The sequence below is a fragment of the uncultured Cyclobacterium sp. genome (assembly GCF_963976465.1).
Lineage (GTDB): Bacteria > Bacteroidota > Bacteroidia > Cytophagales > Cyclobacteriaceae > Cyclobacterium.
On the sequence record NZ_CAXBOC010000074.1, the window covers coordinates 1 to 14,468 of the forward strand.

Consider the following 14,468-nt stretch of genomic DNA (forward strand, 5'->3'; position numbering starts at 1 on the left):
CTATTGGATAATCCCCGTTTAATGCTATAATTGTGGTTAAAACATACAAGAATTAACCCAAAATGAACAAATACATCCTTGTTTTAATCCTTCTCAGCAATTTAACCTTTACTTTTTCCTGCTCAGAGCGCCAAAAAGATAATCAGGCTACGGAAGAGAGTCCAAATAATTTTTTGCAGGACAAAAAGTTTTTAGAAAAATTTGATCCAAATCTTGTAGAGCTAAGTACGGAAGACAAGCAGGCCAATATCCTGGTATCTCCTAAGTATCAGGGCAAAGTTTTCACCTCTACTGCAGCAGGAGAAAATGGAGAAAGCTTTGGATGGATAAACTATGAAGCATTTGAAGGCCCATTAGACAAGCACATGAATGCCTATGGAGGTGAAAGTCGCCTATGGCTTGGACCGGAAGGAAACAAGTTTTCCCTGTACTTTGAACCGGGCAAAAATATGGAGTTCGAGAACTGGCACACTCCTGCAGCGATTGACCATGAACCTTGGGAAAAAGTCAAGGCTGGCCCGAGGGAAATAGCCATGGCCAAATCAACTTCCATTACCAATTATCAGGGAACCGAGTTTAAGTTACAGCTTCAACGAACTGTTGCGCTTCTGGAGAAGGAGGAAATCTTAAAAAACACTGCTTTGACAGCCGATGTCTCTACCATCAAAATGGTAGGCTATACCACCATCAATTCCATTCAAAACACCGGCGATTTCCCATGGACTCAAGAAACAGGAGCCCCTTGCCTTTGGGTTTTGGATATGTTCAAGCCCAGTGCAGAAACCACCATTATATTGCCTCTAAAGCCAAATAAAACCAAAGAAGGACTTACCACCAATTATTTTGGGGAAATTCCGGAGGAAAGGATAGCCACCACCAATAATTACCTCTTCTTAAAAGCCGATGGCCAAAGCAGAGGAAAAGTGGGTGTATCTCCCGAAAGAGGAGTGCCTATGGCCGCCAGCTATGATCCTATCAACAAAGTATTGACCATCACTACTTTCAATATATCACCTGAAATACCTTACCTAAATCAAGAATGGAATACCGATGCTGATCCTTTTAAAGGGGATGCGGTCAACGCTTATAATGATGGCCCTTTGGAAGATGGTAGCCAGATGGGGCCTTTTTACGAATTAGAGAGTGTTTCTCCCGGAGCGTTTCTTTCCCCCGGCCAAAGCATGGAGCATTTCCATAATGTATACCACTTTACCGGAAGCGAAAATGCTTTAGATGAAATTACCCGCCAATTATTGGGGATTTCAATTGTTGAGATTAATGAGGTGTTTGGTAATGATTAATTGTTAATTGTTAATTGTTAATTGTTAATTGTTAATTGTTAATTGTTAATTGTTTTTTCTTCAAGAATCTATGGCCCTTGCCTGAAGTACACAAAGGTCGGAGCCTGTGCTTTTCGAAGGCAAAAGGGCTTTCGAGCGTTAACCCTAATAACTGCCTCGTTAAATGTCTTCACCTTTGCTTGAATAATAATAGCTAACCATTTAACAAAAAGACAACATTTTATGAAAGAACAAACGGGCTTCGGCTCATTTTATTTATATATATTTATCCGTTGAATCCCCTCTTTTATAAAACAAATCTTTAAAAAAATATTCTCCAATCATGGTAAAAGTAAAATCAGCCTTTTCCCTTCTCCTATTTTCATTCCTGTTTACCATAGGTTGTAATGAAAAAGCCCCTGTGGCAAAACGAGTAATTATGTTGGGTATTGACGGCTTTTCTCTAGAAGGTTACCAACAAGCAAAAACGCCAAATATTGATGTTTTATTTGCTGATGGAGTGATTTCTACCGAGACCAGAACAGTAATGCCATCTGTTACCATGCCCAACTGGACCAGTCACTTAACCGGAGGTGGACCGGAGCAACATGGTGTATTTGGTAATGACTGGGAAAAGGAAGACCATTCCATTGCTCCCCAAGAAATGGATAAAGAGGGTTACTACCCTTCAATATTTAAGATTGTAAAAGACAATGTCCCCAACATAAGGACCGCTTTCTATTTTAATTGGAAAAGCCTTATTAAGCCTTTCAATAAGCAATACCTCGATGAATATAGGTTTGAGGAAGACGATCGCTACGATCAAAATTATCAGGCAGCCATGGATTTTCTTGTCAGCAACCAAGATGTACCGACCTTGATTTTTCTTTATTCTGTGCATGTAGACCATGCCGGGCATGGACATGAATGGATGTCAGGTGAATTTATTACCGCCATTGAAGAAATAGATGTGAAAATCGGGGAATTTATAAATCAGCTAAAAAACGAAGGCTTATATGAAGACAGCAACTTTTTACTCTTCACAGACCACGGGGGTATTGGTAAAAGCCATGGAGGTACCTCAGTTCAGGAAATGATCGTTCCTTGGATGATCAAAGGCCCCGAAATTAATAAAGCTGTTGAATTGAAATCTCCCAATTCAAATGCCAACACCACTGCTGTAGTGGCCAAATTATTTGGGATCGAGGACACACCTGAATCCTGGATTGCGAAAGTTCCCTCAGGAATATTTAGTGGCAATGATTGATGAAATTTGATACCCTATAAGCTAGATTTTGGTTTACATGGCTCCGGAAAGAAATCAAAGTTAGGCAATAGGACAGGTAATAGGCCCTTTTGCCTATTTCAGGTTAAAAGGAGTGAACACTGATTCACTCCTTTTTTCAAAATCAAAAGCCCCTGAAAATAACCTCTAAACTTTCTAGTGGATGATGCAATTGATAAATTGAGAACAAGTAATCTCCTACTATTTAAGTTGAATTTTGGGGGAAACTTCTTTGATATTCCATAACAATACAAATACCAAGACCACAATTAAAGCACCACTGCCAAAATTTAACCAAGTGAAAAACTCAACCCTAGAAGATTGGGTGTGAAAAAACTCTTTATAAATCAATATCCCCACACTGCCCAAATACCCCAGCGCATCTGCTACATAAAATAAGAAGCCTACCGTACCCTTGTATTTCAAAAAGGCCAGCAATCTTTCGAACAATAGGCAATGGAAAAGGATGTAAGGCAGGTATACGCTAAAACCCGAACCTATCATCCAGATTACAGGGCCTATTTCACCTTGTTTAAAAAGGAAAGTTACGATAATCATTAGAATCGCACTGATGATTGTAGCCAAAATACCTAATAGAAAAGCCTTTTTGTTATCAATCACCAATATACCTAAAGCGCTTATGATCAAAACCAATATTGCTATAGGTAGCTCGGTCAAAGTTATCAATTCAGGCTGTTGGGACATATTAAAAGCAGCCCAAAATTCCACGATGAAATTATCTCTAAAATCTCTTACTACTGTCAACAACACATACACCAATACAAGAACAAAAAACACGCCTCCATGCTTTTTTATAAAATCCAAACGCGCTTTCTTATCCATTGGCACCCGCTCCGTTCGAAGCTCTTTATCTGTAGCTGTGGGGGGTTTGCTTTTATTTAAGCCATAGGCAGCAATAAGAAGCATCGGAAAAAAAACTGCCCCGGTAACAAATGGCATCATCCATTCATTAATTTGAAAATCCTGCATTAACCAAATACCGGTCGATTTAACCAGCCCTGTGGAAAAAATAAATGTTGCACTTAAGCCTGCAGCCAATAGCTCTGAATTTTTTCTACCCTCTAAATACACCAATACCAGCCCAAAAATCATCCCTAACGGCAATCCATTTAAGAACATGGTTACCGGCTTGAGGGGAATCGGAACATAGGCAAAAGCCAAAAGCATTAACAGGCCAAACCCTACAAGCCCTACAATGGCGCCAAAACGTTTATAAGGTGGGATTTCAGGAACCAGTCGAATCCCAATAAACTTTGAAAGCATATACCCCAGTACCTGACCTATGATCAATAAGGTTTTAAAATGAAATCCGGATACGGCTTCTACCCCCTCAAACTGTCCAGCCAAAAATGATTTCCTTACTGCATACATTCCTGTATATGCCATAAAAGCTGTGCAAACCAGTAAAACATCAGTCTTGGAAATTGAAACCTTATTGAGTTTGCCCATAAAATTTGAAGATCTTATCTATTGTTGAAATGCTTTATATATATTTTATCGCTGGTAAAAGTAGCGCCAAACCTGAATTTGAAACCAAATTCAAATGTTATCAAAACAATAATTTTTCATTAACCGAAATTAATTTTTCTTATTAGGAAAATTTCCGGAACTTTAATTTTTGAAATGGACTAGAAAAGCGCATTAATAAAGTGACAAATAAAATTGAATGGATAATTCAGCTTACCTCACCACTTGGATAGGATCGAAGATAAAAGACATCAGAAAATCACAACACCTGAAGTTAGGTGACCTTGCAGATAAATCGGGAATTAGCATTGCCATGCTTTCAAAAATCGAAAACGGTAGGGTATTCCCTACCTTGCCTTCCTTGATTCAAGTACTCAGTACTCTCAATGTAGATTTGAATGTGTTTTTTGCAGACCTACAGACTGAAAAAGAATTTCCGGGTTACCTATTGAAAAGAAAAAGTGAGTACCGCTCAGTAAAAAAAGAGGAGGAAGCCATAGGATTTGACTACCAATTGATTCTCAATCATAAAATTGAACGTTCTTCGATGGAGATCTCCTTGCTAACCATCTCTAAGAACTCCAAAAGAGAACCGGTAACCACAGATGGTATTCAATACCTGTATGTAATCAAGGGAAGCCTCAACTATGAATTGGGAGACAAAGTTTTTGATTTGGAAGAAGGGGATTCTTTATTATTCAATGGAAACATTCCACATCTACCGAAAAACCATAACCGTACAGATGCCCAACTTTTGGTCATTTACTTTATAGAAATCAGATAATCAACCTACAGGATGGAAAAAGAAGCTATTGCAAAGGTTTTTATGGAACCCGAGTCCCCTTTTACTACGCGATCAATTGGATTCCCTTCTTTGGCAGAAGGAGAATTATTGGTTAAAATCAATTTTTCAACGATCTGCACCAGTGATTTGCATACCTTTTACGGAAGAAGGCAATCTTGCAGCCACAGTGTTTTGGGGCATGAAATTATTGGCGTTATTGAAAAAATGTCAACCGAGGACATGTGTGACTATTATGGAAATCAGCTCAATATTGGAGACAGAATTACTTGGACCATCTACGCCCATGACCCCAACTCAATAAATGCCAAAAAGGGATACCCTCAAAAATCCAAAGCGCTATATAAATATGGCCATGAGCAAATGAATGATGCATACCAGCTCAATGGTGGTTTTGCAAGCCATTGCCATCTGAGAAAAAACACAACCCTATTTAAGCTTCCTGAAAACCTGAGCAATTTAGAAGCCGCTCCATTGAATTGCACCCATGCCACCATTGCTGGTGCTTTAAGATTGGCAGGGGAATTGAAAAACAAAAATATTTTGGTAAATGGAGTGGGTATGCTCGGGCTTTCGGCCTGTGCTATGGCCAAAGAAGGAGGTGCAAAAAATGTTTGGAGCCAGGATATCGACCCTAAAAAGGCTTCCTATTCCTTGAAATTTGGAGCAAAAAAAGCCTTTATCTATGGTGAAGATAAGATTCGTTCTTCCTCTGATCCTGATGGAGGAATAGACATAATTATTGAAACATCCGGTAATCCGGAAGCCATTGAGCATTGTTTAAAACTTTTGGCGATTGGTGGAACACTTGTTTTGGTAGGTTCAGTCTTTCCCCAGCGAGACCTTTCCATCAATGGAGAGTATTTGGTGAGAAATCTCCTTTCCATCAAAGGACTTCACAATTACATTCCTGAAGACCTGGCCACTGCCATAAATTTCATAAAAAAAGCTCATCTTAAGTATCCTTTTGAAAACCTTGTGGGTAAAACATTTAATCTTCAGGATTTGGATGAAGCATTTGCTACCGCCCAAAATGGGGGATATTACAGAATAGGCATCCTTCCCTAGGCTTAGTTTGAAAAAATTGCACCACCAAAGTTTAAACTTAATATTATTGACATCATATTCAGAAAACACTCATGTTTGATTTAATTGTAGTAGGAGGAGGGGTATTGGGAGGCTTCCATGCCTACCATGCCCTAAAAAACGGATTAAAGGTAGCCTTGATTGAAAAAGACAAGGCTCCTCAAGGTGCCACGGTTCGTAATTTTGGGCAGGTAGTTCCTTCCGGAATGAATGAAAAGTGGCAGGCCTATGGAAGAGAAAGTCTGGAGATTTACAAAGAAATACATGCACGGGTAGACCTAAGCCTCAGGAATCAAGGCACCGTTTACCTGGCTTCGGATCACGAAGAAATGCAGCTGTTAGAAGAATTGAGGGGGATTAATTCTACCAAAGACTATACTTCTACCTTGGTTTCAAAGGAAAATTGCCTTAAAAAATACCCCGGATTAAGGCCTGACTATATCAAAGGCGGTTTGTATTTTCCGCAAGAACTTACTGTGGAGCCAAGGCTAATGATCAATCGTCTGTTGCAGGCAATGGTTCAGGAAATGGGCTTAACTTATCAACCTTTTACTTCGGTTCTTTCCTGTGAAAATACCGGTTCGGTAGTGAAAACAACAACAGCCTGTGGTCAAAAGCTTGCGTCTTCAAAGGTCATTATTTGCAATGGTAGTGAATTTAAAACCTTGTATCCGACAATTTTTGCCGGAAGCAATATGGAAATTTCTAAATTGCAGATGATGCAAACCATAGTCCAACCTAAATCTTATCAACTTCCCGGATCTATACTAACCGGGACTTCTATTCGCAGGTATGAGGCCTTTCAGGAATGCCCCTCATACAAGACCATTAAGGATAAAGAAAGAAAAGACAGGCCTGAAAAAAAATGGGGCATTCATATTTTATTCAAGCAAGCCATGGACGGTTCTGTAATTCTTGGAGATTCTCATGAATATGCTTCTGTAGAAAATAGAGACAGCCTGGGCTTTGACTTAAAGATGGAAATTGATGAATTAATGTTGAAAATGGCCAGACAAATTTTCCAGCTCCCAAGCTACGAAATAGCCTACCGCTGGTATGGAATGTATTCTCAGTGCAAAAATGGAGAATTGTTTGAAGAAACCATTGATAATCATATTCATATTGTCACCGGCATAGGTGGTAAGGGAATGACAGGGAGTCCTGCATTCGCCAAAGAAAATATTTTTAAACTATTTAATCTATAACAATGAAAAACATTAAACTAGTAGTACTGGACATGGCAGGAACTACTGTGGATGAGGACAATGTAGTTTACAAAACCGTCCAAAAGGTAATCAATGACAAAGGCTTTAACGTTAGCCTGGAAGAGGTTTTAGCCCATGGCGCAGGAAAAGAAAAGCACCAGGCAATTACAGATGTCCTGAAAGCCTGCACTGATGCCACAGACATCGCTACCATTGCAGGTGAGGCCTTTGCTAACTTTAAGCCAACGCTGAAACTCGCTTACGAACAGCTCAATGTTAAAACTTTTCCGGGAGTAAAAGAAATGATGGAAAACCTGAGGAGTAAGGGCGTATTTGTGGTATTAAATACCGGTTATGACAGGAAAACAGCCTCCTCTTTATTACTGAAGCTAGGCTGGGAAACAAGTAAGGACATCGATGGATTGGTAACTGCTGACGATGTCTCAAATGGCCGTCCTCAACCGGATATGATTTACAAAGCCATGGATTTATGTAACATAACGGAGTCTCAGGAAGTGCTTAAGGCCGGTGATTCCACCATTGATATAGAAGAAGGAAAAAATGCTAAATGTGGCTTGACGGTTGGTGTATTGACAGGGGCGCAAAATGAAGACCAACTAAAAACGGCTGCACCGGATTATATTTTATCTAGTCTGGCAACTCTTCCTGAGGTCTTGAAAGGTTAATTTGGACATGGTTTCATGCCTGGTTAGAAATAAATAATATTAACGAGACAGATTCCTTATTTATTTCGTACTGTTTATGCGACAATTATTGTGATTGTACCAAACCCAGAAATGTAATAAAGATACGAAAGCATTTCTGGCACAAACTAAAAACGCTGAACCATGAAAAAATCTACCAGAACGAATCATTACAGTGAAATTTGGCCCGCTAATGGGGTCGGGAATTCTTCCGGCCTTTGGGCCTTGTTGCTAAGCCCCTTTCTTTTGTTTGGCTGTTTGAGTGCCAGCGAACCTGAGCCGGAAATTATCATTGAGCCTCCTTATAGTTCTTTAATTGGTACAGATACCATCACTTCAGGAGATTATAAACATTTCAGTATAGGAACAAATGCTGAAAACGCCTATGCTGCAGTCAACCTACTAAAAGAAGATATAGGCTTGGATTATATAAATGTAGTGGCAAATATTTATTCAGGTATGGCTGAGTTGGAGGACAAGCTTCCACTTTACCATTATATCTTTATGGATGAAGAAAAAGGTACCTCAACAGGTGTCCAATTGGGAATTTCCGAGGACCGTATTGCCACCATTTTCTTAGGAAACGGGGAAGAATTAGAGAAATGGCCAACAGATTTATCACAATCTGCTATTCGGAAAGGCGATGAGGTGGCTTCCTTATTTGACAAACTGGAAACGATAAGCCAAAATGAAAAATACAAAAAGAAATTTGAGGCGATCAATTTATTAACCAAAGATTTGTCGAAACCCTATGACTCTCAAATGTCCAAATCTCCCCAATGGTATTTTGGATATACTTTAGCTGATGATAAAATGGATGTTGTCAAACTGAATTTCGAAGAAGGCATCCTTCAAAATATGATCATCAATCACTTTGAAACTTTCTAAAGATGTAAAAAGTCTAACTTCCCTTTTTTTCAAAGTCATTAGCGAAATTGAATGCTTCTAGGATCTCTAAGCTCCGCAGCAGTTGAAAAAAGCAAAAACCACCTATGAAAGTCTATCATAGGTGGTTTTTATTTTTGTGAAGCCCAATCAAGTGGTTGGCTCGGCTATATTTTGTTTATGAGTAACGGGATTGGCATACATGGCTAAAAAATTATGTACCGCCACCTTATCATTCATGTCAATTCCATTAGCCATTCTCTCCTCAAAGGCTACTTTTTCCTCTTGGGAATAATGAGCCTTGTATTTATTGGTATTGTGCATCAAATCTAGGGCAATGTAATTGGAAGGCCAAAGCTGATAATTGTGAACAATTATCCTGTCTAGTTCCTCAGCAAGCATCTGCAGTTGTTTGTTTAAAGGACCATCAGTTCCAAAAACCCCGGTAATCTCCTCATCCAAGACTTTGCCTACAGAAATATGAATGCGTTTCTTTTGACCCATTATCCCACTTACCAGGGTTCTGAAATCTTCGTTCTTTTGCTTTACATATATCTCTTCTCTTGCTTTGGCCATTAATTCAGGCATTTTAAGCACATCGGTAGGGTCATTTTCGTAGGAAATGGAAACGGGAACAATTTTCAATTTTTGAAAATAGTCTTTTAGTGGTGTGGTTCCACTTGCCATGGTGAGCATCTTCAACATTCCTTTATGAGTCAAATCCATGCCATCCTTGGTACGCCCCTCTCTTTGAGCAATCCATACAGAACGATTCTCATGGAACAGTGCTTCTCTAATGTATTCAGAATTCAATTTAGAATTTTCAAACATGGCCTTAGGGCTAAGTCCTCTGAAAACAACAAAATTACGGGTAATCCTTGACAAGGCTTTTAAGAAAGGTTTCTTAACAAGGTTATCCCCTATTGCCGAGGTTGTCATGACCAATCCATGTTCAAATAAGGTGGCATTCAGCAAAGAGGTATCAAGGATAATGTCTCTATGGTTAGATATAAATAAATAGGCAGTATTAGGTTCTAGGTTTTCAAAGCCCGAAGTAGACAGCCCATCAGAACTTATTTTTAAAACTTTGAGTACAGCATCGTATATAATCTTAGTTTGAAAGTCTCTGATTGAGTGGATATCGGATAACATTTCGGCCCATTCTGCCTCTGATCTGTCAGGAAAAGTGAAATTTAGTATGGCCTTCATCATGGGATGCTGGCCATATTCTTTCAATGCCTGATTGACTTCATTATCATAAAAAGGTCTTATCGGATCAAATTTGGACATATAATATTATTTTCTAGGGCGCAAATTACTAAAAATGCCTCAAAGGATAGTTCCTTTTATCAAACAATAGTAATGGAACATAAAAAAGCCCCTTGTATGGGGCTTTTTTATAGTGAATTTATTCAAACAAAAATTGTAAAACGGCGTATTTTAAAAAGCCTTATCTTACAATTCTTTTACTTTAATGTCTTTCCATGAAATTTTGAGGCCTCCACCGCTATGGATTTGAAGGGCTAGCTGACCTTCGCCTTCTCCAATTTTCTCATCTGTATAATCAATCATTTCAACCCCATTTAACCAAGTGGTTACGTGATCATCAACTACACGTATTTTGATGTCATTCCACTCACCGAATTTCAAGTTTTTATCTTTTTCCGGATCAGGTTTGATCAACCATCCACGGCCATAAGATTCGTAAACTCCACCGGTATCATTTCCTGGAGGGGCAACTTCTACCTGCCAACCTGAAACTTTTGTTCCTTCGAAAGTTGAACGAAAGAAAATACCACTGTTGCCATCTTCGTCTTGCTTGAATTTAGCGGTCAATTCAAAGTTTTTATAGTTTTTTTCAGTACCTAAATAACCATACTCACCATCAGGACCACTTTCAGAGACCAAAATCCCATCTTCTACATACCATTTTTCGGTACCATAAACGGTCCAGCCACTGAGGTCTTTACCATTAAACAAGTCTGTGCCATCAGATGCGCATGACATTACAAGGACTGCGGCCAACATCATGGCGCTAGTTTTAATTAGTGATTTCATCATTGCTTTTAAATATTAGATTTAATTATACTAATTTCATATTTACAGGATCCCATTTGATAAATTCATCCTGAAAATAACTGTCATTACATAATAAAGCCGGTGCTGCGGCACGGAAGGCAAATACAGGGTTTTCTTCAACTTGCCCGTTTTCTCTAATGGCCCTAAAGAAATTACCGAAATGATCATAATGTGCGCCTTTATAACCGGGCTCCACTTTATAAACCACTTCATTGGGAGGCAATATTTTCTTACGGTCTGAAACTTCTCCACTCATTTTAGCCTGCGCTTCTAAGAACGGATCATCACTGGAAGTCTGCTTGTTTGTTTTCACAACCACCTCGTCCCATTTCACATCCATAGAACCTTTGCTACCAACAATTTTCAAATAGGTAGAACCACTGGTGCCATCCACAAAATTACAACGCAAGGATAAATTAAAACCCGGGTGTTGCTCACTGTCGGGATATTGAAACATCCCCAACAATACATCAGGTACCTCTCTACCATCTTTCCAATACCTCAATCCACCCATGGCAGAAACCTTATTTGGCCCTAAGGAATTGGTAATAAAATGTAAACTGGTAAATAAATGTACAAAAAGATCTCCGGACATCCCTGTACCATAATCCAAATAATTTCTCCACCTGAAAAATCTCAGTGGATCAAATGGCCTGTCAGTAGTATTCGAAATATACCTTTCCCAATCCACAGTTTCTGGAGTTCCATCTGCCGGTACATTGTACTGCCAAGCTCCCGGAGGAGAATGTCTAGCCCAAAATCCTTCCGCATAATTAATGTCTCCAATCACCCCTTCAGCCAATAGTTCTTTGGCTTTCTCATTGCCAAGGCTTGATATCCCTTGACTTCCTACCATCATTATCTTTCCGGATTTTTTCCAAGCATCAATTACATCCTTTCCTTCATCCACACTATGCACCATAGGTTTTTCGCAGTAAACGTGCTTTCCAGCTTTCATGGCATCAATGCTGATTTGCTTGTGCCAATGATCAGGAGTTCCTATCAATACAGCATCTATGTCCTTTCTATTAAGGATTTCTTTATAATCTTTTGTTAAAAATAGATGTTGACCCCATTTTTCTTTCGCATCATCCAATCTACCATCATATAAATCACAAACAGCAACGATGCTTACATTATCATGCTTGAGCGCCGTGTTCATGTCCTGAGACCCCATAATTCCTGCGCCAATAAGCGCAATCTTCAATTCCTGATCTGCAGGAACTTCAGAAGTTCTTTTTAATTTGACCATGGACTTTTGATCCGCATTGGCCAATGCTGCAGGGACAATAGCTGAAGCGGCTCCAGCCATACTCATTTTCTTTAAAAACGTACGCCTTTTATTGTTCATGTGTTGGTGTATTAATCTCCTAAATAAGGATTAAATATAAGGAATTATTAATTCATATTTTTAAGTAACAGGATAAACTTAATACATTTTTTTGTTTAATTCTAAATTCACCTCCTCTCTAAAACCAAAAAAAGGTCATCTCATAAAAAGACGACCTTTTCTTATTGTTTTCACAAAGCCTATTTAGAGGCTTGTGCTTTTCTTAATTAATATAGATTCCTAAGTTAGGGTTATCTATTGGGATTGCTCTGCTGAGGCTGGTAGTTCGGGTTATTGGAATTATTGTAGTTTGGGTTATTTTCATCCATATATCTTTGTCCCGGCCATTGTGGTGTCAATTCTAACTCTTCTAAATTGGTCAATTCATCATTCTCAAAGGTGACCAATAAATAAAACCTATCCCCATTATTGACCCGATACACTTTTTTACCCTCACTTATTTGACTGATGACAGCATCTTTATTCTGCCTCAGAAATTTGCTTTCAGACATTCCCAATTGATAGGGTATTCTTGGCTGCAAAAGTGTACAAGAACTCATCAAAAGGACCAAACTCAAAATACTTATTGTTTTTTTCATAGCTAATAAATGTTATGCTTACAAAGCACCAAAAATGTATGGTAATCTCTAGGCTATATTAATCAATAATATTGCCAATTTTTTTTTTCTTTGATTATAAAGGGGTTAGGCAATCCTTGAAAAATTATTTTGTGAGTGAACCGAAAATAGTTACCTTTGTTGCAAGCGGCACGACCAGCTCCCGCTGAATCCCCCAGGTCCGGAAGGAAGCAAGGGTAGGCGGTCGTAGCGGTGCGATGCCGCTTATTTTTTTGTCCTTTTCCTACACAAGCCCCTTCTTTTTGTTAATTTTGGTTTAAATTTACCGGTACAAATCAACAAACCTAAAAACAAGCATGAAATTCTTTATTGATACTGCGAATCTTAATGAAATAAAAGAAGCCTATGACCTAGGCGTGTTGGATGGCGTTACCACCAATCCATCTTTAATGGCCAAGGAAGGCATCAGCGGTGATGAAAATGTCATCAACCATTACAAAGCTATTTGCGATATAGTAGATGCAAACGTAAGTGCTGAAGTAATCTCCACAGATTTTGAAGGAATCATTAAAGAAGGAAAAGAACTTGCAAAAATAGATGACAAAATTGTTGTAAAGGTCCCTATGATTAAAGAGGGCATCAAAGCCATCAAATATTTCTCAAGTGAAGGGATCAGAACCAATTGCACATTGGTGTTTTCCCCGGGTCAAGCCATTCTTGCAGCGAAAGCAGGAGCATCCTACCTTTCTCCCTTTATTGGTAGATTAGACGACATCTCTTTTGATGGTCTGGATTTAATTGCTCAGATTGTTCACATCTATCAAAATTATGGTTTTGAAACTGAAGTTTTGGCAGCCTCTGTAAGGCACACCATGCACTTGGTAAAGTGTGCTGAACTTGGTGCCGACGTGGTTACCTGCCCCTTAAAGGTAATTACAGGCTTATTGAACCACCCACTTACAGACAAAGGCTTGGCTCAATTTCTAGCAGATCACGCCAAGGCCAACAAATAATTTTCTTTGGAGCAGGTAAGATACCTGCTCCTTTTTGAAAACCATTGTCAAGCGATAAGGTTACAATTAAAAACGAACCGGATATGTACATTATCAAAGTGAAAGGGAAAGCAAAAATCCCTGATTATATACAGATCAGGGATGAGAATTTTGTGCTTGTAGCCTACTTCAGAGCAGACAGACCCTTAAAAAAAATAGAAAAATTTGGACTTGGAGGTAAAGAGGAAGAGCTTGGAAAGCTGATCAAAGAACTCCCATTCGGCAAACTAAAAAAATTAGATCTCTGATATGGTTTTTTCAAATGAGCCAGTAGTTAAGGTAGAAAACGCTTGTATTTTTCAAGGCATCAATACCATATTAAAAAGTGTAAATTTCAGCATTGAAAAGGGAGAATTTGTATTCCTGATTGGACGGACAGGTAGTGGAAAGAGTTCTTTACTTAAAACCCTCTACGCAGATTTACCATTGATCATGGGCGAAGCCAACGTGGCCGGTTACCCCATCGAAAAAATTAAAAAAAAAGAAATCCCTTTTCTTAGGAGGAAACTGGGAATTGTATTTCAGGATTTCCAACTATTCCCTGACAGAACTGTGGCTGAAAACCTATATTTTGTACTCAGAGCCACCGGTTGGAAAGACAAACTCAAAATGAAAAACCGAATGATTGAGGTTTTAATGGGTGTAGGTCTCGGAGGTGCAGCAACCAAAATGCCCCATCAGCTTTCAGGAGGTG

Annotated in this window: 15 protein-coding genes and 1 other RNA gene; 11 read left to right on the forward strand and 5 right to left on the reverse strand. The window is 38.9% G+C overall.

What is annotated here, in order from left to right:
* The first annotated feature begins 62 nt into the window (after positions 1–62).
* Both AAC037_RS06205 and AAC037_RS06210 read left to right on the forward strand, forming a co-directional pair.
* On the forward strand, positions 63–1,301 hold the full coding sequence (locus AAC037_RS06205; RefSeq protein ID WP_339902173.1) for a DUF6786 family protein: 1,239 nt from the start codon (positions 63–65) through the stop codon (positions 1,299–1,301).
* Positions 1,302–1,623: 322 nt separating this feature from the next.
* Positions 1,624–2,547, forward strand: coding sequence for an alkaline phosphatase family protein (locus AAC037_RS06210; protein WP_339902174.1), 924 nt, complete (start codon positions 1,624–1,626; stop codon positions 2,545–2,547).
* 219 nt (positions 2,548–2,766) lie between these two features.
* Here the strand turns inward: AAC037_RS06210 and AAC037_RS06215 are convergent, their stop codons facing one another.
* Positions 2,767–4,035, reverse strand: coding sequence for a DUF5690 family protein (locus tag AAC037_RS06215; protein WP_339902175.1), 1,269 nt, complete (start codon positions 4,033–4,035; stop codon positions 2,767–2,769).
* Between the two features lie 217 nt (positions 4,036–4,252).
* On the opposite strand from AAC037_RS06215, the gene AAC037_RS06220 reads away from it, so the two are divergent.
* The 5 genes from AAC037_RS06220 to AAC037_RS06240 all read left to right on the forward strand — a co-directional run bounded on the left by AAC037_RS06220 (position 4,253) and on the right by AAC037_RS06240 (position 8,738).
* The gene (locus AAC037_RS06220) at positions 4,253–4,837 is read left to right on the forward strand and encodes an XRE family transcriptional regulator (RefSeq protein WP_339902176.1); all 585 of its coding nucleotides are present in this window, start codon (positions 4,253–4,255) and stop codon (positions 4,835–4,837) included.
* A gap of 12 nt (positions 4,838–4,849) precedes the next feature.
* A complete protein-coding gene (locus AAC037_RS06225; RefSeq protein ID WP_339902177.1) occupies positions 4,850–5,923 on the forward strand; it encodes a zinc-binding dehydrogenase in 1,074 nt (357 codons plus the stop codon).
* 71 nt (positions 5,924–5,994) lie between these two features.
* The gene (locus AAC037_RS06230; protein WP_339902178.1) at positions 5,995–7,146 is read left to right on the forward strand and encodes a TIGR03364 family FAD-dependent oxidoreductase; all 1,152 of its coding nucleotides are present in this window, start codon (positions 5,995–5,997) and stop codon (positions 7,144–7,146) included.
* Between the two features lie 2 nt (positions 7,147–7,148).
* A complete protein-coding gene (locus AAC037_RS06235; RefSeq protein WP_339902179.1) occupies positions 7,149–7,832 on the forward strand; it encodes a phosphonatase-like hydrolase in 684 nt (227 codons plus the stop codon).
* A gap of 162 nt (positions 7,833–7,994) precedes the next feature.
* Positions 7,995–8,738 carry a hypothetical protein gene (locus AAC037_RS06240; protein WP_339902180.1) on the forward strand — a complete coding sequence of 248 codons (744 nt, stop codon included), beginning with the start codon at positions 7,995–7,997 and terminating at the stop codon, positions 8,736–8,738.
* Between the two features lie 147 nt (positions 8,739–8,885).
* Here AAC037_RS06240 and AAC037_RS06245 read toward each other — a convergent pair whose 3' ends face one another.
* The 4 genes from AAC037_RS06245 to AAC037_RS06260 form a co-directional block, all read right to left on the reverse strand.
* Complete coding sequence (locus tag AAC037_RS06245) at positions 8,886–10,025, reverse strand: 1-acyl-sn-glycerol-3-phosphate acyltransferase (RefSeq protein ID WP_339902181.1); 1,140 nt, start codon at positions 10,023–10,025, stop codon at positions 8,886–8,888.
* Positions 10,026–10,190: 165 nt separating this feature from the next.
* Positions 10,191–10,796 (reverse strand): DUF1080 domain-containing protein, encoded by a 606-nt coding sequence (locus AAC037_RS06250; RefSeq protein ID WP_339902182.1) that lies wholly within the window; start codon positions 10,794–10,796, stop codon positions 10,191–10,193.
* A gap of 22 nt (positions 10,797–10,818) precedes the next feature.
* A complete protein-coding gene (locus AAC037_RS06255; protein ID WP_339902183.1) occupies positions 10,819–12,165 on the reverse strand; it encodes a Gfo/Idh/MocA family oxidoreductase in 1,347 nt (448 codons plus the stop codon).
* Positions 12,166–12,395: 230 nt separating this feature from the next.
* Entirely contained in the window at positions 12,396–12,743 is a 348-nt protein-coding gene (locus AAC037_RS06260) for a hypothetical protein (protein WP_339902184.1), read from the reverse strand.
* A 160-nt stretch (positions 12,744–12,903) separates the two neighbouring features.
* Between AAC037_RS06260 and ffs the strand changes: the two genes are divergently transcribed.
* The 4 genes from ffs to AAC037_RS06280 form a co-directional block, all read left to right on the forward strand.
* Positions 12,904–12,994: signal recognition particle sRNA small type (gene ffs / locus AAC037_RS06265), an RNA gene on the forward strand.
* Between the two features lie 84 nt (positions 12,995–13,078).
* Entirely contained in the window at positions 13,079–13,735 is a 657-nt protein-coding gene (gene fsa / locus AAC037_RS06270; RefSeq protein WP_339902185.1) for a fructose-6-phosphate aldolase, read from the forward strand.
* A gap of 83 nt (positions 13,736–13,818) precedes the next feature.
* Complete coding sequence (locus tag AAC037_RS06275; protein ID WP_303611932.1) at positions 13,819–14,022, forward strand: fructose-6-phosphate aldolase; 204 nt, start codon at positions 13,819–13,821, stop codon at positions 14,020–14,022.
* Between the two features lies 1 nt (position 14,023).
* A partial coding sequence (locus AAC037_RS06280; protein ID WP_339902186.1) for an ATP-binding cassette domain-containing protein occupies positions 14,024–14,468 on the forward strand: 445 nt, incomplete at its 3' end.